We start from the raw sequence: 24155 nt of genomic DNA, 5'->3' as shown, positions 1-24155 counted from the left end.
CGACGTCCGAGCCGAGGGGCTCGATTCCCTGGCATCCGACCTCGAGGTGGAAGACTCCAACATCAGGTCCCCACCCCGAGGGCGCGCATCACCGCGCGAACTGCGCGAGCGGCGCGTCGACCGGCGCGCGGACGAGGCGGTTCGCGTAGGTCGAGAGCAGGTAGATCGAGACGCCGAGCACCACCTCGAGCGCGGCCCGCGCGTCGAAGCCCGCCGCCGCGAAGCGCGCGAGCTCGTCGTCGCCGACCTCGCCGCGCGTCGCGAGCACGGCCTTGGTGAAGCGCCGCACTGCCTCGAGCCGCGCGTCGCTCAGCGGCGCGCCGCTGCGGATCTCACGAAGAAGGTCGGTCTTGCCGAGCTGGGTCAGCAGCGCGGCGTGGAACGCGTCGCAGAGCTCGCACCCGACCTCGTGCGCGACCACGAACGCGACGACCTCGCGCGAGAGCTCGTCGAGGCTGGTCGCGCGCCACGTCTGCTGGAGCCGCATGAACGACTCGAGCATCAGCGGCGCCTCGGCCTGGCGCGCCATCGCGACCGGGACGAAGCCCGCGTGGCCCGCGGTCGCCTTCAGGATCGCGCGCGCGGCCTCGGGCGCGGACTCGATCGTGTGATCACGGAATTCCATGTCGTTCTCCTTCGATATTGTCGATGCAACATATTGAACGCGGCATCACGGCCCCGCGTCCGCGTCGAGGTTCGCGAACATCTTCTGCAGCGTCGCGCGCGTGACCTCGAGGTCGTGCTTCGGGATGCCGCGGACCGAGCGCGCGACGAGATCGCGCACCCGCGGCACCAGCTCGCCCTTCAGCTTCTTCGCGCGCGGCGTGAGGTACACCCGCCACACCCGCGCGTTCTCGGGATCGGTCTTGCGGCGGATCAGCTCGCGCCGCTCCATCCCCGCGAGGATGCGGCTCATCGTCGGTCGATCGCGGTACGTCGACGTGCCGAGCTCGGTCTGGGTGCGCCCGTCGGACTCCCAGAGGCGCACCAGCACGATCCACTGCTCGGGCGTGATCTCCTCGTCGTCGATGCGCAGCACCGCGAACGTCGCGTTGCGCGTCGCCTGATAGACGCGGTGGATCCAGTACGCGAGCGCGTTGTCCAGGACGATCCCGTCCGACGTGAACTGATCGTGCACGCCCTCGATATGATCGCGGCGCGCGATATTGTCAATGCAACACGCGACGACGATCGATCACGACCGCGAGCGGGCTGCCGGCGCGCGGCCCGAGCCGAGGTGGCGTTGGATGGTGCGCACGCTGATCCCGAGCCGCTGCGCGGCCCGCGTTCGGTTGCCGCCTTCGAGCGCGAGCACCGCGTCGATCAGCCCTTCGATCATCGTGTCGAGCGGCTGATCGAGCGAGAGCGTGATCCGGGTCGGCGCGTCTCCGCGTGAGTCGAGCGAGGCTCGCACCGAGGGCGGCAGATCGTGCACCCGCGCGTCCTTCCCGGAGCGGAGCAGGCAGAGCATCTCGATCACGTTGCGCAGCTCGCGCGCGTTGCCCGGCCACGAGTGCGCCATGAGCGCGACGCGCACCGAGCGCGGCAGGCGCGGCGGCGCGATGCGGTGGCGCGCGGCCGCGCGCGCGACGAAGTGCTCGATCAGCGGCGGGATGTCGGCCGGCCGCTCGCGCAGCGGCGGCACCTCGAGGCTGATGCCCTGGATGCGATAGAAGAGGTCGGCGCGAAAGCGCCCCTCCCTCACGTCGTCCTCGAGCGGACGCAGCGTCGCACAGACCAGCCGCACGTCGGCCTCGAGCTTGGTGTGGCCTCCCACGCGCATGAAGCGCCGGTGCTCGAGGAAGCGGAGCAGCTTCGACTGCATCGCGAGCGGCATCTCCCCGAGCTCGTCGAGGAAGAGCGTCCCGCCGATCGCCGCCTCGATCTTGCCCTTCGCGCGCTCTCGCGCGCCGGTGAACGCGCCGCGCTCGTGCCCGAAGAGCTCGCTCTCGAAGAGCCCCTCGGGGATCGCCGCACAGTTGATCGGAACGAAGGGTCCGGCCCGGCGCGGCGAGAGCTCGTGCGCGCGGCGCGCCAGCACCTCCTTGCCGGTGCCGCTCTCGCCGACGAGCGAGATCACCACGTCCTTGCCCGCGACGGTCCTCAGGATCCCATCGAGCCGCCGCATCGCCGCGGAGCGCGCGACCAGCTCGGGAGCTACGTCAGAATGTCGTGAGCTCGCACGCGGCACGCCGGTGACGTGCCACTTTCCGTCGCGACTCGCACGCCGCGGTCATCCTTCGTCCTGCTCCCGGACGACGATCTCGAACCTCGTCCGGGCCAGCGCGCGTGCTCGCACCGCCGCGCTCTCGTCGCAGAGCATCCATTCGTCGCCGACCTCGATCCACCGCGCACCGCCGGGCCTCGTGCGTCGCTTGGACCACAGCCGCAGCACGTCGGTCCCCGCCGTCTCCTCGTGGACGCAGTCGAACGTGTCGGGGATCTCGCCGCCGAACCCGTGGTAGGTGAGCAACGATCCCGCGAGCGGCATGCGCTCGAGGGCGCGCTCGACGATCGCGAGGTCGCGCGCCATGCGCGTCGCGGAGAGCTCGACCGTCGCATCGAGCCGCTCGCTCACGGGAAAGACGTTCTCCGCGAACGAGTTGAACACGTAGAGCGCATCGAACGCCGCGAGATCGATCGCTTCGATCGTGCCGCGCTCGAAGCGCGCTCGGTGCGACACACCGAAGCGCGCGGCGAGGCGACGCGACTCGAGCACCATCGGCGCTCGCTGCTCGATCCCGGTCAGCTCGAGGTCGCTCCCGAGCGCCGCGACGATGCAGAGCTTCCCGACCCCCGAGCCGACGTCGAGCACGGTGCGCACGCCGTACGACTCGAGCACGTGAGCCGCCCTCGCCGCGACCGCGATGGGCGTGAAGTAGCGCGCTGCGACGCACCGGTAGCGCTCGATCAAGAGCCGGTCGAACTCGTCGTCGTCGACCGGGCACCCGCGCCGGAGCGCGCGCGCGAGCTCGTCCGGCGTCACCGTCGCCTCGCGGGCGCGTGTTTCTCCCACGCCCGCAGCGCGTCCCAGCCGTCGCGCTGCGAGGCCACGAGCCGGAAGCTGTCGGGCACGTGCCCGCCGAACCCGTGCAGCGTGACCAGGCGCGTCCCGATCGAGGCAGCGCCGAGCCAGCGCTCGACGAGCGAGACGTCGCGACGGAATCGATCGAACGTCAGCGGCACGCTCGAGTCGATGATCTCGGTGTCGTCGGCGCCCAGGTTCTCGGCGAACGGATTGTAGAGATAGAGGGCGTCGAACTCGGCGGGATCGACGTCGTCGAGCGTGCCGTGACGGATCTCGACGCGATCCTCGACGCCGAGGCGCGCCGCGGTGCGCCGTGCCTCCTCGACGAGATCGGCGCGCTGCTCGACGCCGACGAAGGCCACGTCGTTCGTCGTGAGCGCGCCGTACACGCAGAGCTTGCCGACCCCCGCGCCCACGTCGAGCACACGACGCGCGCCGCCGCTGGTGAGCCAGGCGACCGCGACGTCGGCGGTCTCGATCGGCGTCCAGTGCTGGTACGAGAGCTCGCGCCACCGCGGCGCGTAGATCGCGTCGAAGACGTCGTCGTCGGGGATCTCTCCGGCTTCGAGCGCGGCGAGGATCGCCGAGACCGCACGATCGATCCTGCCTTCGGCCTCGCTGAGCACGGAGCGAATGTCGTTCATCGGCGGCCCGCAGAGCGCGAAGCGTGCCACGTGAGAACGCCCGTGTTCTCGGGCATCGGAGCGCCCCGGATGCGGGTGGGATCGCCGGACACGACGAATTGTCGTGGTGAGAGCCGATGAGACACCACGAACACGACGATTCGTCGGAGCGACGGCGGTCAGCTCCGAGCCCGCGCGACCGCGGCCGCGACGAGCCGCGCGAGCTCGTCGACGTCGCCGGGATCGCCGCTCGCGAGCAGGTGCCAGCTGCCGCCCGAGCCGATCAGGAGCGCGCGCTCGCCCTCTTGATCGACGATCCGGGGCAGCACGCGCTCGAGCGGGAGACGCAGCCGCGATCCGAACAGACGATCGCGCCACACCAGCCCGTGCTCGTCGATGTGGATGCGCTCGACCGAGAGCGGCCACGTCGCCGCGACGCCCGCGGCGAGCGCGATCGAGAGCCCCTGCGCGACCATCGAGAGCGCACCGAACGCGACCACGAGCGCGGTGGACGCGACCACGATCGGCACGACCTCGCGCGACGTCGCCTCGGCACGGCGCTCTCGCGTGAGCTCGGTCGCGCGCCCCGCGCGCGTCTCGTTCCATCCCAGCCGGCGCGCGTCGGGCGGAGCCGCGCGATAAGGCCGCTCGTCGGGCATGTCCGCAGTATGCCGCGATGGCACGCGTGCTGCTGCGCTCGATGCGCGACATGCGAAGGTCTCAGCTCGGCACAACGTCCTTCGCGATCGCCGCGTCGAGCTGGCTGATCGCGTCTTGTCAGCCGCTCCGCATCGAAGAGGTGCGCGACGTCCGGATGTTCCAGCTCGAGCCGGGCGGGGCTCGGCACGTCCTGCTCGTGATGAACGCGATCACGATCCGCGATGCCGACGCCGGCTTGTTCGTCGGCGTGGGTGGACGCACCGAAGGGATCGCGAGCGCGACCCTGGTGCCCGACGATCCCGCGCTCGACGAGCTCGTCTCGGACGACACGGTCGTCCGCGAGGACGGCACCACCGATCTCGCGCTCGCGATGATCGGCGGTGATCTCCGCGAGCTCTGCGCCGGGCGCACGATCCCATGCGAGATCGGCTTCACGATCGAGCTCGGCAGCGCGCCCTCGCTCACCACGCTGACGCTCTTGGCGGCCGCACGGCGCAAGACCGATCGCGGCCCATTCGGTGGCAGCGATCAGATCTCGCCCGACGCGACGTTCACCGTGCGCTTCGAGTGACTGTCGAACATCGGCTCGCCCGCCGAGACGAGCACTCCGGCTCGCCCGCCGGTCCCTACCGTCCGCGCGCTTCGCGCGCTCCCGTCCGGGACCTGCGGGACGAGCACTCCGGCAAGGACTCGACGACTGCTGAAAATCGGCTCGCCCGCCGGTCCCTACCGTCCGCGCGCTTCGCGCGCTCCCGTCCGGGACCTGCGGGACGAGCACTCCGGTAGGGCTCACAACGCGGCGACGAACTCGCGCGCGAGCTCCATCGGGTGGGGACGATCCTTCGGCGAGATCGCGGTCGCTGCGCGCAGCAGCTTCGCCATCGCGGCCGGATACGCGCGCAGGCGCTCGCCGTCCTCGAAGGGATCGCGGTTCATGTGCGCGATGATGCGGTCGCGAGGTGACTCGAGATCGTCGAAGAACGTGCGACCGGTCGTGACGTTGTAGATCGTGCCCGCGAGCGCGTAGACGTCGGCGCGCCCGTCGAGCTCGACCGGATCGAGCACCTGCTCCGGGGCGATGTACCCCGGCGTACCCGCGACGAATTTCCCACCCACGTCGGGCGGCACGCGCATCGCGCGCACCATGCCGAAGTCGATCACCACCGTCGCGAGCGGCTGTGCGCGCGCCGGATCGCGATGGCGGTCCCCCTCGAAGCGCTCGCCGCCCGAGAGCGGCAGTCGCAGCCACAGGTTCGCCGGCTTGATGTCGCGATGGACGAGCCCCGCCGCGTGCAGCGCCGCGAGCCCCGCGCACGACTCGACCACGACCTGGCGCAGCTCGAAGAGCGACATCGGACGCGCGGTCGCGTACTGCTTCAGATCGGCGCCGATCAGGTACTCGAGCACCAGGAACGGCACCGCGCCCGAGACGCCGCGATCGATGATGTTCGCGACGTTCGGGTGATAGAGCCCGGCGAGCGCCTTCGCCTCCTCGACGAACGACGCGAGGATGCCCTCGCGCTCGGTGTCGCTCGCGCCCGCGAGCGCGTCGGCCTTCGGGATCTTGAGCACGAAGAAGCGATCGGCGCCGGGCTTGCGCACCAGCCACACGGTGCCGATCCCGCCCTCGCCGAGCGGCTTCACGAGCTCGTAGCCCTCGATGATCTTCGGCTCTTTCTTCTTCGGCGCGGGCGGCGGCGGAGGCGAGCGACGCACCGCGCCGCTCACCGCGCCCTCGACCAGCGCCGACGCGACCGGGCCGAGCGACGCGAACCACACCTCGAGCATCGAGAGCTCGCGCGCGCGGATCGCCCGCGCCACCAGCGCGGCCACACGCGGCGCATTCTCGGTCGCGGCACGCGAGAGCGAGCTCTCCGCGGTCATCTCGCTCGCGGGGTGCAGCGCCTTCACGGGATCGGCGAGCGCGCCCTGGAGGCGCTCCGCGCTCATCACGAGATCGAGGCAGAGCGCTTCGAGATCGGGCTTCGGGCCCGCGGCGACGCCGAACTTCTCGAGCCCACGCGCGAGCCCTGCGAGCGCGTGCGCGAGCTCGGTGTCGTCGGTCTGCAGCGACGCGAGCGCTTCCGCCGCGGCCGCGCCCCACTTGCCGTCGGCCTCGCCCGACGCGACCGCGGTGCGCAGCGCCTCGGCCTCCTCGCAGCATCGTGCGAGCGCGCCCTCGGCCATCATCGGCAGCGCGTGCGCGAGCTGCTGCAGCATCGCGGGACGATCGATCACCAGCGCCCACCACGCGGCGAACGGACCGAGCCAGCGCACGTCGTCGACCTCGCCGAGCGCGGTGCCGCGCGTCGTGTCGACCAAGCGCCAGAAGAGCGCGCTCAGCGCGCCCTCGAGCGGCGCGGGCAGATCGCGCGCGCCATCGGCGAGCCCCTCCACCTTGCGCAGCCAGCGACAGGTGCCGTGCGCGGTGGGACCACTGCCCGGACCGAGCTCGCTGTCCTCACCGCACGCATCGAGCGCGTAGCCGCCGAGCCGGACCGCGAGCACCTCGAGCGGCAGATCGTCCTCGGTGCGCTCGCGCTCCTTCAAGAGATCGAGGATCTCCGCGGGCGCACGCGCGATCGTGGTCCACGTCGCCTCGAGATCGGGCGCGTCGACGTGCTCGCCCTCGGGTCGCGTCGCGAGCAGCGGGCCCCAGAGCCGCAGCGCGAGCGAGCGCGCGCATCCCTCGAGCGCGTTGATCGCCGCGGCGCGATGACGGACGGTGTCCGTCCCGAGCGCGATGCGGCTCGCCTCCGCGAACGTCGCGGCGAGCGACCCCGCGAAGCGCGCGGCGCGCGCGTCGGCCTCGTCGTCGTCGTACTGCGCGGCGATGCGCACGAGGTTCTCGAGGCCGAGCTCGAGGTCGAGCGGATCGCGCTCCGCACCGTCGACGGGATCGGTGACCGCGATCACCTCGAGCCAGCGTCGCTGCTCGTCGAGCGAGCTCGCGCGCGCGCGGCGCGCCATCTCGCGAAGCTGCCGCATCGGCGCCTCGATCGCGCTCTGGTTCGTCCCCCGCCGCCACAACGTGCCGAGCCCGCGCGCGAGCGCGCGCGCCGCGACCGCACCCCCATCGCCCTCGAGGATGCGCGCCGCGAGGCGATCCCAGAGATCGCGTCGCTCGAAGAACAAGTACGGCGTCGCGGCCGCGACCGCAGCGAGCGCCCAGCCTTCCTCGGGCGAGTCGAGGATGTGCACCAGCTCGCTCGCGAGCACCTTGAGCCGCTCGGCCGGCAGCGACGCGAACGCGGTGAGCGCGCGCTGCCGCAACAGCACCGACTCGCCGCGCATCCAGTCGAGCAGCGTGCCCTCGAGCTGATCGATCGATCCCGTGAGCCGACCCAGCGCGCGCGACGCGTGGATCCACACCAGCGGCTCGGGATGCAGCAAGAGCGGCTGCAGCACCTGCAGCGTGCGACCGACGAGCTCGGGATCGACGTTCGCCGGGATGCCACGCGCGCTCACCTCGAGACAGCGCGCCGCGAGCACACGACCGCGCAGCGAGCCGTGCGCGGGACGCGCGACGATCGCCTCGAACGTCTCGCGCGTCGCCCAGATCCACGCGCCGAGATCGGGCAGCGAGAGCGCGGTCGCGCCCGCTTCCCAGAGCAGGATCTCCATGCGCGCCGCGGCCTCGGCGTTCTCGGGCAGCGCGAAGCGATCGCCGGTGCCGAGCAGCGGCGCGCACGCGAGCGCGTCGAGCAGCGGGCCCTCGACGACGCGCGCACGCGCCGCGGCCGCGACGCGCGAGGCGAGCTCGGGACGCGTCGCCGCGCTCGCGAGCAGACGCGCCATGCGCGCGTCACGACGGGCCGCGCCCGCCGCGCACCACGTGAACACGATCGCGCCCGCGGGGTCGCCGAAGAGCGCGCCGAGATCGGCGAGCCCGTTCTGCGAGCGCGTCAGCGCGGGCATCGCGCGATCGAGCACGTCCGCCGCCGCGCCGACCTCGCGCGGCAGATCGGGCTCCGGCATCGCGTTCGCGCGCCAGCGCGCGTAGAGCGCGCCTTGGATCGCGGGATCGACCGCGAGCGCCGCAGTCAGCGTGGAGAGCGCCTCTTGGACCGCCGCGGGTAGCATCGCGTCGGGATCCGAGCGTATTCGTCTCCGACGGATTGATCCAGATCTGCGGTGAGGGTCCTGGCATACGCGCTGCTGGACGTAGCGGCGCATGAACACGCGCTCACGATCGAAGGCGCGCCTCGCGTGGCTCTCCGCCGCGCTCGTGGCGATCACGCTCTCGCCCGCGCTCGCCGCGGCGCAGCAGTACGGCCGCCCCGATCCGGCGTTCGGAGCGCTCTCGTATTTCCTCAGCTGGGCCGCGGGCACCCTCGCGCTGCTCGGGCTCGCCGCGATCGCGGCGTGGCTCGTGCCCCACGAGACCGCGGAGCGCATCTACCAGACCGCGGCCAACGAGACGCGGCGCACGCTGCTGATGGGCGTGATGGTCGCGGTCGGCATCCCGCTCACGATCTTCGCGCTCACCCTGACGATCCTCGGGATCCCGCTCGCGATCGCGACCGCGATCCTCTCGGTGCCGCTCTCGGCCGCGGGCTACGTCACGAGCGGCTGGCTGCTCGGCCGCGCGCTCTCGGCGCGACGGCACTCCACGCACGAGCTGCGCGATCGCATCATCTGGTCGATGGTCGGCGTGGGCGCGCTGCGCCTCATCGCGCTCGTGCCGCTGATGGACGGCCTCGTGGGCCTCGTCGCGAGCACGGTCGGCATCGGCGCGCTGATCGCGACGTTCGATCGCGCCGGTCGCACCCACACGTGGCGTCGCGCGACGCGCGACGAAGAAGAAGCGCCGCGCGGCACGCGCGTCTACGACCAGGCGCCCGCGGGCGCCTGATCGCTCAGTCCAGCTGGAGTGCCCGCTCGCGCAGGGCCCGCACGGGAACGTGCGGAGCACGTGGGCGGGAGGGCCCTGAGCGGGCGAGCCGTTTTTCTGGAGACTCGCTCAGGCGCGCTCGACCGAGTACACGCCTTCGACGCCCTGGATCTTGCGCATCAGGTTCTGCAAGCGCCCGGCGTCGTCGACCAGGAACTGGAAGAGGTTCACCGCCTGACCGTCGGGACCGACGCGGCAGTTCGCCTCCTGGATGTTCACGCCCGCTTCGGTGAACGCAGCGCTCACGTTCGCGAGGATCCCCGGCCGATCCGAGGTGATGATCCGCAGCGCGACCGGCCGCGCGATCTTGATCGCCTCGCTCCACGCGACGTCGATGCGGCGCTCGGGATCGAGCTCCATCGCCTTGGGGCAGCCGCGACGATGCACCGTCACGCCGCGCCCCCGCGTGATCCATCCGGTGATCGGATCGCCCGGCAGCGGCTGACAACACTGGGCGAAGCGCACCAGCACGTCGTCGACGTCGTCGATGCGGATCCCGCCCGCGCTCGAGCTGCCGGTGACGCGACGCACCGTGCGCTCGATGAACGAGGGCCGCAGCGCGTCCGCCGACTTCTCGTCCTGGATCGCCGCGTCGTACACGTCCGACGCGGACACGCGCCCGTACCCGACCGCCGCGAAGAGCTCGTCCGGGCTCTGCACCTTGAAGTGCGTCGCGACCCGCTCGGCGTCGCCGCTCTTCAGGAAGCGCGCGAACGACATGTCCTTCTTGTGGAAGGCGCGCTCGACGAGATCCTTGCCGAGCTTGATCGAGCGACGGCGCTCCTCGCTCCGGATGTACGTGCGGATCCGCGAGCGCGCGCGGCCCGTCTGCACGAAGTCGAGCCAGTCCTTGCTGGGATGCTGCTGCGGCGACGTGATGATCTCGACGGTGTCGCCGTTGTGCAGCGTGTACCGCAGCGGGACGATCGCGCCGTTCACGCGCGAGCCCGCGCAGTGATCGCCGACCTCCGAGTGCACCGAGTACGCGAAGTCGATCGGCGTCGCGCCGCGCGGGAAGACCTTGAGCTGCCCCTTCGGCGTGAAGACGTAGACCTCGTCCGCGAAGAGATCGACCTTCACCGAGTCGAGGAACTCGGCGGGGTCCGCGACCTCCTGCTGGAACTCCATGAGCTGGCGCAGCCACGCGAAGCGCGCCGCGTCCTTCGCGTCGGGGCCGCCGCTCTTGTCCTTGTACTTCCAGTGCGCCGCGATGCCGTTCTCGGCGGTCTTGTGCATCTCGTGGGTGCGGATCTGCACCTCGATGCGGCGCTGCCCGGGCCCGATGACCGTCGTGTGCAACGACTGGTACATGTTGGGCTTCGGCAGCGCGATGTAGTCCTTGAAGCGGCCGGGGATCGGGGTCCACTGCGAGTGGATCACGCCCAGCGCTGCGTAACAGTCCGCGACGTTCTCGACGAGCACGCGGAACGCGAGCACGTCGTGCACTTGCTCGAACTCGCAGTTGTTCTGCCGCATCTTGCGGTAGATCGAGTACAGGTGCTTCATGCGCCCGCTGCACTCGGCGGCGAACCCGCGCTCGATCAGCATCTTCTGCAGTCGCTTGCAGACGTCGCTGATGTAGCGCTCCTGGTCGCGCGAGACCTTCTTCGACTTCGCGGTGATGTCGACGTAGGCCTCGGGATACAGGTAGCGGAACGAGAGATCCTCGAGCTCGCTCTTGAGCCAGTTGATGCCGAGGCGTCCGGCGAGCGGCGCGTAGATCTCCAGCGTCTCCTGGGCGATGCGGGCCTGCGCCTCGGGCTTCATGTGCTCGAGGGTCCGCATGTTGTCGAGACGGTCGGCGAGCTTCACGAGCAGCACGCGGATGTCGCGCGCCATCGCGACCAGCATCTTGCGGAAGCTCTCCGCTTGCTGGTCTTCCTTGCAGGTGAAGTTGATCTTGCCGAGCTTCGTGACGCCGTCGACGAGGAAGGAGACCTCCTCGCCGAAGATCTCCTCCATCTGCTTGGTCGTGACGTCGGTGTCCTCGAGGACGTCGTGGAGCAGCGCGGCGCAGACGCTCGCGCTGTCGAGCTTCATCTCCGCGATGATGTTCGCGACCGCGACCGGGTGGGTGAAGTAGGGCTCGCCCGACTTCCGCTTCTGGCCCTCGTGCTTCTGCGCGGAGAAGACGTACGCGCGATTGACGAGGTCGAAGTCCGCCTGGGGTTGGTAGCCGCGAACCTTCTCGACGATCTCGGTGAGGGAGATTCTGTCGGTCAGGCGGACCATACGGGCGGCGCTGCTGCTCGGTACGGTGGCGCGAGCCGGGGGCGGTGACCTCACCGATCCCTCGGATTCGCGAGTGTCAGGCAGCCTAACACCGCCGTTCTCCGCGAACAAGGAACGCGCTTGTGCCCTCGTGCCCTTCTGGTCCGCCACTGCTCGATCCGTAGGGCTCGCGTGCGGGTGGTGGGAGATGCGAAGCAGGGAGGAGATGCGAACGCCCACGCTCCGTTGATGTGGAGCGTGGGCGTCCGGTCGGGTCACGACGGGATCAGATGCGTCCCATGCACGTGCCCCCGATGCAGAACTGACGATCCGCGCAGACGGTGCCGCACGCGCCGCAGTGGTTGCGATCGGTCTGGGTGTTGACGCACGAGCCGTCACACTCGGTCGCGCCCGCCGCGCAGGTGCAGGCGCCGGCGTTGCAGGTGCCGCCGAAGCCGCACGAGATCGCGCAGCCGCCGCAGTTCGTGGGGTCGACCTGGAAGTCGACGCAGCGACGCCCGCAGCGCTCGAGGTCGCCGGGGCACGCCGCGCGGCACATGCCCGCGACGCAGGCCTCGCCGGGATCGCAGGCATCGCCGCAGCCGCCGCAGTTCGCGGTGTCGGTCGCGGTGTCGACGCACGCGCCGTCGCAGAGCTCGCCGCCGCCCGGGCACGTGCACTCGCCTGCGGCGCAGGTCTGGCCGCCGGTGCACGCGACGCCGCAGGCGCCGCAGTTCAGCACGTCGGTCGCGGTGTCGACGCACGCCGCGCCGCAGGTCGCGAGGCCCGCGCCGCACTCGGCCTGGCAGGTGCCCGCGTTGCAGACCTCGCCCGCCGCGCAGGCCGTGCCGCAGGCGCCACAGTGGAGCGGGTGGCTCTCGGTGTCGACGCACGCGCCCGCGCACTCCTCGGTGCCCGCGGGGCACTCGCAGGTGCTCGCGTTGCAGCTCGCGCCGGTCGCGCACGCGTTGTCGCAGGCGCCGCAGTCGGAGGGCGAGCTCGTGGTGTCGATGCACGCGCCGTCGCAGCTCGTGAGGCCGGCCGCGCACTCGGCCGCGCAGGCGCCGAGCGAGCAGACCTCGCCGTCGGCGCACGCCGCGTCGCACGCGCCGCAGTGCGCGGGATCGCTCGCGGTCGAGACACACACGTCACCGCAGGCCTCGGTGCCCGGCGGGCACACGCACTCGCCGCCCGAGCAGATCTCGGACGCGCCGCACGCGGTGCCGCACGCGCCGCAGTTCGCGGCGTCACTCTCGGTGTCGACGCAGCCGCCGCTGCACTCGGTCAGGCCGGCGCTGCAGTCCGCGGCGCAGGTGCCGAGCGAGCAGACCTCGCCATCCGCGCAGGCGTTGTCGCACGCGCCGCAGCTCGCGGGATCGATCAGGGGGTCGACGCATGCTTCGCCGCACGCGAGCTGTTCGGCGGTGCAGCTCGGGCCACCTCCGCCGTCGACGTCCCCTCCGCCACCGCCGTCGACGTCGCTGGTCGCGCCGTCCATCTCCTCGCCGGCGTCGGGCACGTCGGTGCCACCGTCGTCGTCGCCACAGCCCCACGCGATCAGCGCGAAGAGCACCGCACAACAAGTCAGTTTCCTCATGGATCCCCTCCGTGGCCGCGCCTTGGAGCGCAGCCCGCGATGGAGGGATGGCCGACGTGCGGACGCGCCTTCAGTGACGCCGTCGTGGGGAGAGGTCCTACTCGTCGAGGAGCTCGGTCGCGACGCGCCCCGAGACGTCGGTCAGTCGGAAGTCGCGGCCTTCGCTGCGATACGTGAGGCGCGTGTGATCGAACCCGAGCAGGTGCAGCACCGTCGCCTGGAAGTCGTGCACGTGCAGCGCGCCGTCGACGACGTTGTACGAGTAGTCGTCGGTCGTGCCGTGGACGAGCCCGCGGCGCACGCCGCCCCCCGCGAGCCACATCGAGAAGCAGCGCGGGTGGTGATCGCGCCCGTACTGATCGGTGCGCACCTCCCCCTGCCCGTAGACGGTGCGGCCGAACTCGCCGCCCCAGATCACCAGCGTGTCCTCGAGCAGGCCGCGTTGCTCGAGGTCGAGCACCAGCGCCATCGACGCACGATCGACGGCCCGCGCCGCGATCGGATGATCGGTCTGCATCGTGCCGTGGTGATCCCAGTCGCGGTGGTAGAGCTGCACGAAGCGCACGTCGTTCTCGAGCAGGCGCCGCGCGAGCACGCAATTCGCCGCGAACGTCCCGGGGATGCGCGCGTCCTCGCCGTAGAGCGTGTACGTGCTCTCGGGCTCGTCGCCGGCGCGGGCGAGGGTGGGCACCGAGGTCTGCATGCGGAACGCGAGCTCGTACGACTCGATGCGCGCGGTGATGTCGGGATCGCCGGTCTCGTCCGCGTGCATCTGATCGAGCGCGGTGCGCGCGTCGCGCAGGCGCTCGAGGCTCGCGCGAGGCGCGCCGGAGCCGTCGTCGAGGTAGAGCACGGGATCGCTGCCGCCGCGCAGCTGCACGCCCTGGTGGTGCGCGGGCAGGAACGCGCTGCTCCAGAAGCGCGTGCTCAGCGGCTGTCCCCCGAAGAGCCCGCTGTTCGAGAGCAGCACCGCGAACGTCGGCAGATCGCGGGTCGGCGCGCCGAGCCCGTAGCTCACCCACGAGCCCATGCAGGGCCGGCCGGGGTTCATGCTGCCGCTCTGGATCAGCGTGACCGCGGGATCGTGGTTGATCGCGTCGGTGTGCATCGAGCGCACGATGCAGAGGCGATCGACGATCGAGCCGAGGTTCGGCAGCAGGTCGCTCACCCACGTGCCGTTCTCGCCGTGCTGGGTGAAGCCGACGCGGGGCGCGACCACCGGAAACGAGGTCTGGCCCGAGGTCATCGTGGTGAGGCGCTGGCCGCGGCGGATCGACTCGGGGAGCTCGGTGCGATCGAGCGCGGCGAGGCCGGGCTTGTGATCGAAGGTCTCGAGCTGCGAGGGCCCGCCCGACATGAAGAGGTACACGACGCGCCGGACCTTCGGCGTGAAGTGCGGCATCGCGAGGGCGCGCTCGCGACCGGTCGGGAGCAGCGACGCGAGCGCGGCGGTGCCGAGCAGCGACATCGAGCCGGTGAGAAGAGTGCGTCGGTTCACGTTCACTCCCTCGAGAGCGTCTCGCTGAGGTTGAGGATCGTTCGGGCGACGAGGGTGCGCGCGGCGTGGGCGGCGGGATCGCCCGCGGAGTCGCGCGCCGACTCGCCGATCGCGAGCACACCGAGGATCGCGGGATCGGTGCGCGCGGCGTCGAGCTCGGCGTCGTAGGTCGCGCGGAGCACCGCGACTTCTTCGTCGCGCGGCGTGCGCGCGGTGAGCAGGCGGAACGCGAGGCGGATCTGGGCGTCGGGGTCGTCCGGCGCCTCGCGCTGCATGCGCTCTGCGAGGTGACGCGCGGCCTCGACCATCACCGGCTCGTTCATGAGCGCGAGCGCCTGGGTGGGGGTGCTCGTGATCTCGCGCCGCGCGACCGGAGTGACTCGCGAGGGCGCGTCGGTGATCGCCATCGAGGGCAGGAGCGAGCCGCGCCGCCAGAACGTGTAGAGCGAGCGACGGTGGTTCTGCTCGGGCAGCCGATCGGGACGATAGGTGACGAGCTCGCCGAAGCTGTCCTGGCGTTCTTCGTAGAGCCCGTCGGGGTGATAGGGACGCACGCTCGGCCCGCCGATCGACTCGACGAGCAAGCCGCTCACGAAGAGCGCCTGATCGCGGATCACCTCGGCGTCGAGACGGCCGCGCGGACCGCGCCAGAACAAGCGATTCTGGGGATCGCGCGCGAGCAGCTCGGCGCGCACCCGCGACGACTGGCGATAGGTGTCGCTCGTCACGATCGCGCGAACCAGCGCGCGGACGTCCCAGCCCGAGTCGCGCAATTCGATGGCGAGCCAGTCGAGCAGCTCGGGGTGCGAGGGGGGCTCGCCGCGCGTGCCGAAGTCGTCGGGCGTGCCCACGAGCCCGCGCCCGAAGAGCAGCTGCACGTAGTGGCTCGCGATCACGCGCGCGGTGGTCGGGTTGGTCGGCCCCACGATCCATCGCGCGAGCTCGAGGCGATCGTGCACGTTCGCCTCGGGATCGTCGAGCGTGAGCACCTCGGGCAGACCGCAGCCGACGCGGTCGCCGAGCTGATCGAACTGACCGCGGAGCCGCACGTGGGTCACGCGCTCGGGATCGTCGTCGCGCATCACGCGCGTGCTCGGGATCGCGGCGAGCTCGCGCTCGCGCGCCTCGAGCGCGGAGAGCCGCTGCGCGACGGCACGCATCTCGGCGCCGGCGTGCACCCGCGCGACGTGATCGCGCAGGAGCGACTGCTGCGCGGTGGTGCGCGAGGCGCGCGGGGTCGCGAGGATCGCGTCGAGCTCGTCGCCGAGCGTCGCGCGCGGCTCGGACGCGACGCGCACGCGGATGTCGCGGAACACGCCGCTCCAGCCCTGTCGCTGATCGATGCGCAGCGAGAGCGTCTCACCCTCGCCGAGCGTGATCGTCTCCGCGGGCACGAGCACGATCGTCGTCGGCGACTCGACGTAGATCTTGGTCGTGGTGCGCCCGTCGACGATCTCGGGGATCGACGTCCCGTCGAGACGCGACGCGATCTCGAAGCGCACCGACGTGCGGCGCTCCGCGGACTCGATGCGCGCGGTGATCTCGGAGATCGACGGAGCGTCGCTCGCGCGCCGTCCTCCGAGATCCATGCGGATCGCGCGGATCTGCGAGGGCGCGGTGATGTCGAGCCACCACGTCTCGACGTTGGGCACCGGGCCCGACGCCTGGATCACCTGCGCCGCGTCCTCGGTGAGCACGGTGCCGCGCTCGCTCCGCAGCGCCGCGTAGGTCGGCGCGGTCCACGCCGGCGCGGTGCGATCGATCGAGCTCTCCCACGCCGCGAGCGCGCCCTGGGGATCGAGCGCGTCGAGCTCGGCCCGCACGCGCGCGATGTCGGCCCGCACCGCGTCCAGCGCCTCGCGCTGCAGCGGGCTCGCGGCCGCGAGCAGCGGGACGCCTTCCTCCTGGTACGCGGTGCGCCCGCGATCGCGCACCCGATCGAAGCACGCGGTCAGGCGATAGAAGTCGCGGGCCGGGATCGGGTCGTACTTGTGATCGTGGCAGCGCGCGCAGCGCACGGTGATGCCGAGCAGCTGACCGCCGACCAGGCTCGCGCGATCCATCGCGTACTGGATGCGCCACTCCTCCTCGTCGATGCCGGCCTCTTCGGTCGTCGGTGCGTGGCGCAGGAACGCGGTCGCGAGCACGTCGTCCTCGCTCGCGCCCGGCAGCAGATCGCCCGCGATCTGCGCGACGAGGAAGTCGTCGAACGGCTCGTTGCGCGCGAACGCATCGATCACCCAGTCGCGCCACGGCCACATCGTGCGCTCTTCGTCGAAGTAGATGCCGTTGGTGTCGCCGTAGCCCGCGAAGTCGAGCCAGTCGCGCGCGAGGTGCTCGGCGTGGCGCGGCGAGGCGAGCAAGCGATCGACGAGCGCGGCGTAGGCCTCGTCGCTGGGATCGGCGACGAACGCGTCGACCTCCGCGGGCGTCGGCGGGAGCCCGGTGAGATCGAGCGTGACGCGGCGGATCAGCGTCGCGGGATCGGCAGGCGGCGAGGGCTCGATCGCTTCGTCCGCGAGCCGATCGTGCACGAACGCATCGAACGCGTCGTCGACCGCACCGCCCGGCACCTCCGGTCGCGAGGGAGGCGTGAACGACCAGTGCCGCTCGTACTGCGCGCCCTCCGCGATCCATCGCTCGAGCAGCGCGATCTGCGCCTCGCTCAGCGCGCCACCCGGCGGCATCCGGCGCGCGGGATCGGTCTCGCGCACCCGCGCGATCACCAGGCTCGCAGCCGGGTCACCGGGCGCGATCGCGCGACGCCCGTCGGGGCGCTCCGCGATCGCGTCCTCGCGCGTGTCGAGGCGCAGCCCCGCGAGGCGTCGTCCTTCGTCGGGCCCGTGGCACGCGAAGCAGTGCTCGCTGAAGATCGGCAGGATGTCGCGCCGATAGTCGACGAGCTGCGACGCGGGTGGCTCGTCGTCCCCTCCGCAAGCGACGACGAGCAACGCTGTGCAGAGCAGGGATGTCCGGAGGCACGACACGGCACGATTCAGGAGCACGGCGCCCCAGAATGCAACGCCCGGTCCGGGAAATCCCGGACCGGGCGTCGTCGTGCGTCACGGTTCTCGTTCGATCGAAACATCGGCTCGCCCGCCGGTCCCTACCGTCCGCGCGCCTCGCGCGCTCCCGTCCAGGACCGGCGGGACGAGCACTCCGGGAAGACTCAGGCGATCACGGCGCCTTCGCCGCCGCCCTTCGGCGTCGACGGAGTCGTCGGGCCCGCGTCGATCGCGACCGGATCGGGCTCGAGCGCGGCCGCGAGCACCTCGCGCATCTCCTCGGCGATCACGAACTCGAGCTCGCCGCGCACCGACTCCGGCACGTCGTCGATGTCGCGCTCGTTCAGCTTCGGAAGGATCACGCGCTTGAACCCGGCGCGGTGCGCCGCGAGCACCTTGGACTTCACGCCGCCGATCGGCAGCACGCGTCCGCGGAGCGTGGCCTCACCGGTCATCGCGACGTCGCTGCGAACGCGACGTCCCGTGAGCAGCGATGCGAGCGCGGTGAACATCGTGACGCCCGCGCTCGGGCCGTCCTTCGGGATCGCACCGGCCGGCACGTGGATGTGCAGGTCGTGCTTGTCGAGGAACTCGGGGTCGACGCCGTACTCGTCGGCGCGGCTCCGGAGGTAGGCGAGCGCAGCGCGCGCCGACTCCTTCATCACGTCGCCGAGCTGCCCCGTGATCTCGAGGCGGCCCTTCCCCGGCATCTTCGTGGTCTCGATGTAGAGGATGTCGCCTCCCACCGGGGTCCACGCGAGGCCGGCCGCGATGCCGGGCGCGTTGCCGCGCTCCGCCATCTCCGAGAGGAAGCGCGGCTTGCCGAGGCTCTTCTTCAGATGCTCCGGCGAGACCGTCACCGCCTCGCGCTCACCGTGCTCGTCGGTCTTCGCGCGAGCGACGTCGAGCGCCACCGAGCGAGCGACCTTCTGGATCTCGCGCGCGAGCTGACGAACACCGGCCTCGCGCGTGTAGTCGCGGACGATCGCCGCGAGGATCTCGTCGGCGAAGAGCACGCTCTTCTCGGGCATGCCCGCCTTCACGAGCTGCTGCGGGACGAGGTGGCGATGCGCGATCTGCACCTTCTCCTCCGCCGTGTACCCGGTCACCTCGATGATCTCGAGGCGATCACGGAGCGGCGCGGAGAGCGTGGAGAGATCGTTCGCGGTCGCGATGAAGAGCACCTCCGAGAGATCGAAGGGCAGCTCCATGTAGTGGTCGGTGAAGTTCTTGTTCTGCTCGGGGTCCAGCACCTCGAGCAGCGCGGCCTCGGGATCGCCCTGCCAGCCGCGCCCCATCTTGTCGATCTCGTCGAGGACGATGACGGGGTTCTTCACCTTCGCCTTGCGCATCGCCGCGATCAGACGACCGGGCAGCGCGCCGATGTACGTGCGGCGATGACCGCGGATCTCCGCCTCGTCGCGCACGCCGCCGAGCGACACGCGCTGCAGCGGTCGACCGGTCGCCGCAGCGACCGACTGCGCGAGCGAGGTCTTGCCCACGCCGGGAGGCCCGACGAGGCAGAGGATCGTGCCGCGCGCCGCGTTGCTGCTCGCACCGCTCAGCTTGAGCACCGCCATGTGCTCGAGGATGCGGCGCTTCACGTCGTCGAGGCCGTAGTGGTCCTCTTCGAGCTTCTGCGCGACCGCGTCGATGTCGCTCGAGGCGGGCGCCCGATCGGCCCACGGCAGGTCCGCGATCCACTGCAGATAGGTGCGGATCACGTTGCCCTCGGCCTGGTTCGGCCCGACCTGGTCGAGGCGACGCAGCTCGCGATCGACGACCTCGCGGACCTCCTCGGGGAGCTCCATCGCGTCGAGCTTCTCGCGCAGCTCGTCCTTGTCCTCGCCCTCGCCGAGCTCCTTCTGGATGGCGCGCAGCTGCTGGCGCAGCATCGCCTCCTTCTGGTGCTTGCCGAGCTCCTTGCGGACCTCGCCGTCGATCTTGCTTCGCAGCTCGGCCTTGGCGCGCGCCTCGTTGATCAGCTCGGCGACGCGGCGCAGGCGCGCGGTGACGTCGAGCTGGAGGAGCACCTCGGTCTTCTTCGCGTCGTCGGTGTCCATCCACGCGGCGACACGGTCGGCGAGCACGGCGGGATCACGCGTCTCGCGCAGCAGCTCGTGCAGCTGCGAGTCGCCGGGGGCGAGCTCGCGGAGGTGCTCGCGCAGCGCGGTCGCGAGGATCTGGGCCTCGTCACCGCCGCTCGTCTCTTCGGCGAGCTCGGCGCGCGCGGTCCAGTACGGCACCGTCTGGAGCAGCGAGACCAGGCGGTAGCGCGAGGTGGGATCGACGACGAGGATGACGCCGCGCGAGCCGCGGTCCGTCTTGTCGCTCACACGCGCGAGCGTCGCGATCGGGTGCAGATCGGCGAGCGAGGGATCTTCCTGGGAAGGATCGCGCTGCACCGCGAGCAGGACGCGATCACCGGGACGAAGCGCATCCGCGAGGGCGCGCGAGCGGGGTCGGCCGACCGGGATGGTGGTCACACGACCCGGCAGCACGACGCCGTGCCGGAGCGGCAGCAGGGGAAGCGGGGTTTCCGGGTGGCTCATGAGGGCTGACCGTAAGTTTCATCACCGCGCTGTGAACCCCACCGTATCGGTAGGAACGGTAAAGAAACGTTGCGCCGAGAGCGTGGGGCCGAGAGCGCGAGACGGGAGCCCTTCGATACGCGTTGCACCGCGTCGCGCAGTTCGATACACGGCGCGGCATGTCGAAGATCCTGGTCTCGATCGTCCCAGCCTCGCTCCTCGTCTTGGCGGTGCTCACGAACGTCGGATGCGCGACGTCGTTCCGCGGAAACGCGCATTTCCCGGGCGGTCCCGCGGGGTGCCGAGCGCGCTGCCGCTCGATCGGCGGGACGATGGCGCAGTTCGTCTACGTCGGCGACTACTCGAGCGCGTGTGTGTGCGGGGCGCCGGACGCCACCACGACCGCGGGCGGCGCTGGATCGAGCAGCGCCGCGGCGGTCGCGGTGATGACGCAGATGCGCAACGAAGAGGCGCGCGCGCACCAGCGCCGCTGACGCTCAGCCCACCGCGCGCGAGGCGCGCGCGATCTCGGCGAGCCGACCCCACAGCGGCGCGCTCGGATCGCGATGGAGATCGGGCTGCACGCGCGCCCACTCGAGTCGCGCCTCGTCTCCGGTCAGCGCCGCACGCAGCGCGACGACCAGCGGGAACGTGTCCTCCGCGAAGCCGCGTGCGACGAGCCGCGAGTACGCCGCGTGCGCGTGCTTCGCGGCGCGCTCGCGATCTCCCCGCACCAGTGCGACCAGACCCGCGGCCTCGTGCTCGCCGACCCAGGGCTGCCATCCGCGCACCCCGCGTCGGGCCGCGTGCTGCGCCTCGTCGAGGCGATCGACCATCAGCAGCTCGACCGCGAGCATCGACCACCCCGCGAGCGAGTGCGGGAAGCGCTCGGTCGCGATCCGCGCCGCCTCGATCGCCGCCTCGTGCGCACCCTCCGACGCGCGCAGCCGCGCGCGGGTGATCCACGTCTCGGCGCGGTCCTCGCCGAGCATCGCGATCGCCTCGCGCGCCGCCCGCACGAGCTCGGCATGACGCACGTGGTGCGCGGTGCTGATCGACGCGACGAGCAGCTTCGGGTTGCGCTCGTGCGCGAGCACCGCATCGAACGCCCCGCGATCGCCGCTCACCGCGCGGCTCCCCGCGAGCACCGCGTGCGCCCAGGTGCGGTCGTAGTACGACGCGCGCGGGTCGCCCATCAGCCGCGCGAGACGCGCGTCGAGCAACGGGCGCAGCTCGTCCCATCCATCCGTCGACGCGATCAGGATCGTGCGCGCCGACGCGTCGTCCTCGGACAACCGCGCGTCGATCTCGCGCACCACGTCGAAGCGCCCGAGCGAGCCCGCGATCGCCAGCTGCGCGCGCAGCTCGCTCGAGCTCGGCTCGAGCGCGTCCTTCGCGTCGCGATCGCGCAGCACGATCCGATTGCGCAGCTCCCGACCGCTCCATCCGAGCTGGGCCTCGAACGGCGCGAGCACGTCGCTCGCCTCGTCCCAGCGGCGCGCCTCGACGAGCTGCGCCGCGCGATCGAGCTCGACGTACGCGTCCTTCGCGCCGGGTGCCTTCGCGAGCAACGCGATCGCGCTCTCGACGTCGTCGCGTCCCTTCAGCGTCGCGAGGCAGCGCCGCGCCCACGCGTACGTCGGCGAGCCCTGCACGGCCTTCTCGAAGAGCGCGATCGCCTGCGCGTCCTCGTCGTCCTGCCCGACGATCCGCGCCGCGAGCTGCGCGCAGGCATAGGGCGAGTCGGGGCTCTGCGCGTGGAAGTCGTGCAGCACCTCGAGCAATCGCGGGTGGCGATCCGCGCGCTCCAGCACGTCGAAGAGCACGCCGAGCATGCCCACCGTCGGGCGCGCCATCGCGAAGCGCTCCGCGTACTCGACCTCGCGCTCGGTGTCGCCCGCGTCGTGCAGGATCGCGGTCAGCGTGCGCAGCAGATCGACCGGCTCGTCCTGCGCGATCTCGAGGCCCGCGACCAAGAGATCGACCGCCTCCTCGATGCGCCCGCGCTCCTCGAGCATCTGCGCCGCGCGCCACCGCGGCTCGAACCAGAGCGGCGCCTCGCGCGACAGCCGCGACACGATCTCGAGCGCCTCGTCGCGCACCGCGTCGTCGCGATCGCTCGAGAGCATCTGCGCGAGGTGGATCGCGCCGTACGTGTAGCGTGGCGAGATCTCCATGCACTTGCGGCCGAGCGTGATCGCCTCGTCGCGCTTGCCGAGCTTCTCCGCGATCTTCGACGCGGTCATCCAGTTGAACGGGTTGTTCGGCGCCATCACCCGGGCGCAGCGCGACAGGTGCTCGGCGAGCTCGAAGTCGCCGCCCTCGAGCGCGTGCGACGCGAAGTTCTCGGTCGCGCGCCCGCGCGTCGGATCGATGGTCAGCGTCTTCCAGAACGCCGCGTCCGCGTCGGCGCGTCGCTTCATGCTCATGTGGCACTCGGCGATGTCCTGCGCGTTGTTCGAGTCGCCGGGATCGAGGCGCAGCGCCTCTTCGAGCTCGATGAGCGCCTCTTCCCAGCGCCCCTCGTCCATCAGGTACCAGCCGTGGATCTGATGCGGCCACTCCTGGTCGTGATAACGAACGCGCGCCTCGCGCAGCGCGGCGAGGAAGCGCGCGAGGTTGGTCTGCGCGCGGTACTGCGCGAAGTGCCGGAAGAGCGCGTGGGTGCGCCGGTTCCACGCGAGCGGGTAGTCGCGCTCGAGCGCGATCGCGCGATCGCAGCGGCGAAGGATCTCCTCGGGGTCCTTCTCGACCTCGGGGGTCGCGCACGAGTCGATGATGCGGATGTGCTCGGCGTCCTTCACGCCCGCGGCATCGAGCGCGGCGATCACCTTCTCGTCGTTCGCGCGGAACGCGACGATCGCCGCGTTGCGATAGAGCTTCCCCAGCGAGCCCTGGGTATGCACCAGGCGCTCCGACGTGACGTGCGTCATCGGGTCCTGCACGAAGAGCAGACCGAGCTCCTCGTCGACGCCGATCATCACCGCGACGTGGCTCGTCGTGGAGTACTCCTCTTCGACGATCACCGGCAGGCCGAGCTCGAGGCACGCGCGGAAGCGCGACGCATCGCCCTCGAACCGGCGCGTCACGAGCCCGTGCGACTCGAGGTACGTCGTCATCGCGTGGAGCGTCGATCCGCGATCGCCCTTCACCTCGGGCGCGATGCGATCCTGATCGACGTCGATCCCCAGCGAGCGAAGAACGAGCTCCAGCGACGCGGGCCCGCAGTAGTTGCGCTTCTGCTGCACCGTCGGGAACGCGGGCAACATCACGCGCTTGCGCTCACCGGCCGCGCCGCGCTCGAGGTGGTTGAGCACCTCGCGCGCGAAGCGTCCTTCTCCGTCGTCCGCGTGCTCGCGCCACAGCGCGCGATAGACCTCGGCGCCCTCCTCGCGACGACCGAGCGCGAAGAGCGCGCTTGCACGATCGAGCTGATCACGACGGCGGTGCGCACCACCGGGCGTGAGCTCGAGGATGCGCGCGACGTGATCGAGGAAGCCCTGCCAGTCGCCGCGCACCCGATCGACGTCGGCGCGCAGGCGCAGCGCGGCGACCCGATGGCGCGGCGCATCGACGAGCGATCCAAGCGTGCTCAGCGCGGCATCGAAGCGCCCGCACACGTAGTGCACCCGCGCGAGCAACATCTGCGCGCTCTCGGGCTCCTCGAGGGTCGTTCCTTCTTCGGCGCGCGCCAGCGCTTCGTCGCGATGATCGAAGCGCAGCGCGACCCACGAGAGCGCGGTCGCCCACACGCTGCCCTCGGGCCACGCGACACGCGCGAGCTCCACCTCTTCGCGCGCCAGCGCCTCGCAGCGCTTGGCGACGAACGAGTACGCGATCTCGGTGTGCAGCCTCGCGCGCACCTTCGGGTCCTCGGCGCGCGCGAGCTCGGCGCGCGCGTCGATCGCGATGCGATCCACCGGCTCCCCCGCGAGCAGCCGGCATCGCAGCGAGCGCAGCACCGCGCGCCCCCACAGCGCGGGTGGAAGCGCGGTGAGCGGACCGAGCGACGTGATCTTCTCGCTCGCCTGCGCATATCGCTCGGCGCCGAGATCGGCGTCGACTGCATCGAGGATCGACTCGGGTGTCGTCGTCATGGCCATCGATT

The 24155-nt window shown here is 71.4% G+C and carries 16 protein-coding genes; 3 read left to right on the top strand and 13 right to left on the bottom strand.

Annotated features, from left to right (window positions below):
* Positions 1-88 precede the first annotated feature (88 nt).
* The 6 genes from I5071_RS39540 to I5071_RS39515 all read right to left on the bottom strand — a co-directional run bounded on the left by I5071_RS39540 (position 89) and on the right by I5071_RS39515 (position 4310).
* Positions 89-625, bottom strand: coding sequence for a carboxymuconolactone decarboxylase family protein (locus I5071_RS39540; RefSeq protein WP_236518557.1), 537 nt, complete (start codon positions 623-625; stop codon positions 89-91).
* Between the two features lie 45 nt (positions 626-670).
* Positions 671-1138, bottom strand: a complete 468-nt coding sequence (locus I5071_RS39535; RefSeq protein ID WP_236518556.1) for a MarR family winged helix-turn-helix transcriptional regulator — start codon at positions 1136-1138, stop codon at positions 671-673.
* 57 nt (positions 1139-1195) lie between these two features.
* Complete coding sequence (locus I5071_RS39530; protein WP_268921187.1) at positions 1196-2191, bottom strand: sigma-54 interaction domain-containing protein; 996 nt, start codon at positions 2189-2191, stop codon at positions 1196-1198.
* A gap of 42 nt (positions 2192-2233) precedes the next feature.
* On the bottom strand, positions 2234-2986 hold the full coding sequence (locus I5071_RS39525) for a class I SAM-dependent methyltransferase (RefSeq protein ID WP_236518554.1): 753 nt from the start codon (positions 2984-2986) through the stop codon (positions 2234-2236).
* Complete coding sequence (locus I5071_RS39520; protein WP_236518553.1) at positions 2983-3672, bottom strand: methyltransferase domain-containing protein; 690 nt, start codon at positions 3670-3672, stop codon at positions 2983-2985. Before I5071_RS39520 ends, I5071_RS39525 begins: the two co-directional genes overlap by 4 nt.
* Before the next feature lie 158 nt (positions 3673-3830).
* A complete protein-coding gene (locus I5071_RS39515) occupies positions 3831-4310 on the bottom strand; it encodes a hypothetical protein (RefSeq protein ID WP_236518552.1) in 480 nt (159 codons plus the stop codon).
* Between the two features lie 50 nt (positions 4311-4360).
* Between I5071_RS39515 and I5071_RS39510 the strand changes: the two genes are divergently transcribed.
* Entirely contained in the window at positions 4361-4882 is a 522-nt protein-coding gene (locus I5071_RS39510; RefSeq protein WP_236518551.1) for a hypothetical protein, read from the top strand.
* Positions 4883-5100: 218 nt separating this feature from the next.
* Here I5071_RS39510 and I5071_RS39505 read toward each other — a convergent pair whose 3' ends face one another.
* Complete coding sequence (locus I5071_RS39505; RefSeq protein ID WP_236518550.1) at positions 5101-8394, bottom strand: serine/threonine-protein kinase; 3294 nt, start codon at positions 8392-8394, stop codon at positions 5101-5103.
* 91 nt (positions 8395-8485) lie between these two features.
* Here I5071_RS39505 and I5071_RS39500 point away from each other — a divergent pair, with 91 nt between their 5' ends.
* Positions 8486-9166, top strand: a complete 681-nt coding sequence (locus I5071_RS39500; protein WP_236518549.1) for a hypothetical protein — start codon at positions 8486-8488, stop codon at positions 9164-9166.
* A 108-nt stretch (positions 9167-9274) separates the two neighbouring features.
* Here the strand turns inward: I5071_RS39500 and I5071_RS39495 are convergent, their stop codons facing one another.
* From I5071_RS39495 to lon, 5 genes are all read right to left on the bottom strand, one after another.
* A complete protein-coding gene (locus I5071_RS39495) occupies positions 9275-11437 on the bottom strand; it encodes a RelA/SpoT family protein (protein WP_236518548.1) in 2163 nt (720 codons plus the stop codon).
* 265 nt (positions 11438-11702) lie between these two features.
* Positions 11703-13013, bottom strand: a complete 1311-nt coding sequence (locus I5071_RS39490; RefSeq protein ID WP_236518547.1) for an MXAN_6577-like cysteine-rich protein — start codon at positions 13011-13013, stop codon at positions 11703-11705.
* Between the two features lie 97 nt (positions 13014-13110).
* Entirely contained in the window at positions 13111-14511 is a 1401-nt protein-coding gene (locus I5071_RS39485; RefSeq protein ID WP_236518546.1) for a DUF1501 domain-containing protein, read from the bottom strand.
* A gap of 2 nt (positions 14512-14513) precedes the next feature.
* Complete coding sequence (locus I5071_RS39480) at positions 14514-17462, bottom strand: PSD1 and planctomycete cytochrome C domain-containing protein (RefSeq protein ID WP_236518545.1); 2949 nt, start codon at positions 17460-17462, stop codon at positions 14514-14516.
* A gap of 218 nt (positions 17463-17680) precedes the next feature.
* Complete coding sequence (gene lon, locus I5071_RS39475) at positions 17681-20068, bottom strand: endopeptidase La (protein ID WP_236518544.1); 2388 nt, start codon at positions 20066-20068, stop codon at positions 17681-17683.
* A gap of 158 nt (positions 20069-20226) precedes the next feature.
* Between lon and I5071_RS39470 the strand changes: the two genes are divergently transcribed.
* A complete protein-coding gene (locus tag I5071_RS39470) occupies positions 20227-20541 on the top strand; it encodes a hypothetical protein (protein ID WP_236518543.1) in 315 nt (104 codons plus the stop codon).
* A 3-nt stretch (positions 20542-20544) separates the two neighbouring features.
* On the opposite strand, the gene I5071_RS39465 is transcribed toward I5071_RS39470, so the two are convergent.
* Positions 20545-24144 (bottom strand): C39 family peptidase, encoded by a 3600-nt coding sequence (locus I5071_RS39465; protein ID WP_236518542.1) that lies wholly within the window; start codon positions 24142-24144, stop codon positions 20545-20547.
* Between the last annotated feature and the right edge of the window lie 11 nt (positions 24145-24155).

Origin of the sequence: Sandaracinus amylolyticus (assembly GCF_021631985.1) — a bacterium.
Classification (GTDB): Bacteria; Myxococcota_A; Polyangia; order Polyangiales; family Sandaracinaceae; genus Sandaracinus; species Sandaracinus amylolyticus_A.
Note: the sequence above shows the minus strand (reverse complement) of the source record. Positions and strands in the feature narration are given on the sequence as shown.

Coding starts and splice junctions, on each gene's coding strand:
- I5071_RS39495 (WP_236518548.1), bottom strand. CDS start 11,437: ATGGTCCGCCTGACCGACAGAATCTCCCTCACCGAGATCGTCGAGAAG.
- I5071_RS39515 (WP_236518552.1), bottom strand. CDS start 4,310: ATGCCCGACGAGCGGCCTTATCGCGCGGCTCCGCCCGACGCGCGCCGG.
- I5071_RS39470 (WP_236518543.1), top strand. CDS start 20,227: ATGTCGAAGATCCTGGTCTCGATCGTCCCAGCCTCGCTCCTCGTCTTG.
- I5071_RS39490 (WP_236518547.1), bottom strand. CDS start 13,013: ATGAGGAAACTGACTTGTTGTGCGGTGCTCTTCGCGCTGATCGCGTGG.
- I5071_RS39510 (WP_236518551.1), top strand. CDS start 4,361: ATGCGAAGGTCTCAGCTCGGCACAACGTCCTTCGCGATCGCCGCGTCG.
- I5071_RS39520 (WP_236518553.1), bottom strand. CDS start 3,672: ATGAACGACATTCGCTCCGTGCTCAGCGAGGCCGAAGGCAGGATCGAT.
- I5071_RS39505 (WP_236518550.1), bottom strand. CDS start 8,394: ATGCTACCCGCGGCGGTCCAAGAGGCGCTCTCCACGCTGACTGCGGCG.
- I5071_RS39465 (WP_236518542.1), bottom strand. CDS start 24,144: ATGACGACGACACCCGAGTCGATCCTCGATGCAGTCGACGCCGATCTC.
- I5071_RS39500 (WP_236518549.1), top strand. CDS start 8,486: ATGAACACGCGCTCACGATCGAAGGCGCGCCTCGCGTGGCTCTCCGCC.
- lon (WP_236518544.1), bottom strand. CDS start 20,068: ATGAGCCACCCGGAAACCCCGCTTCCCCTGCTGCCGCTCCGGCACGGC.
- I5071_RS39540 (WP_236518557.1), bottom strand. CDS start 625: ATGGAATTCCGTGATCACACGATCGAGTCCGCGCCCGAGGCCGCGCGC.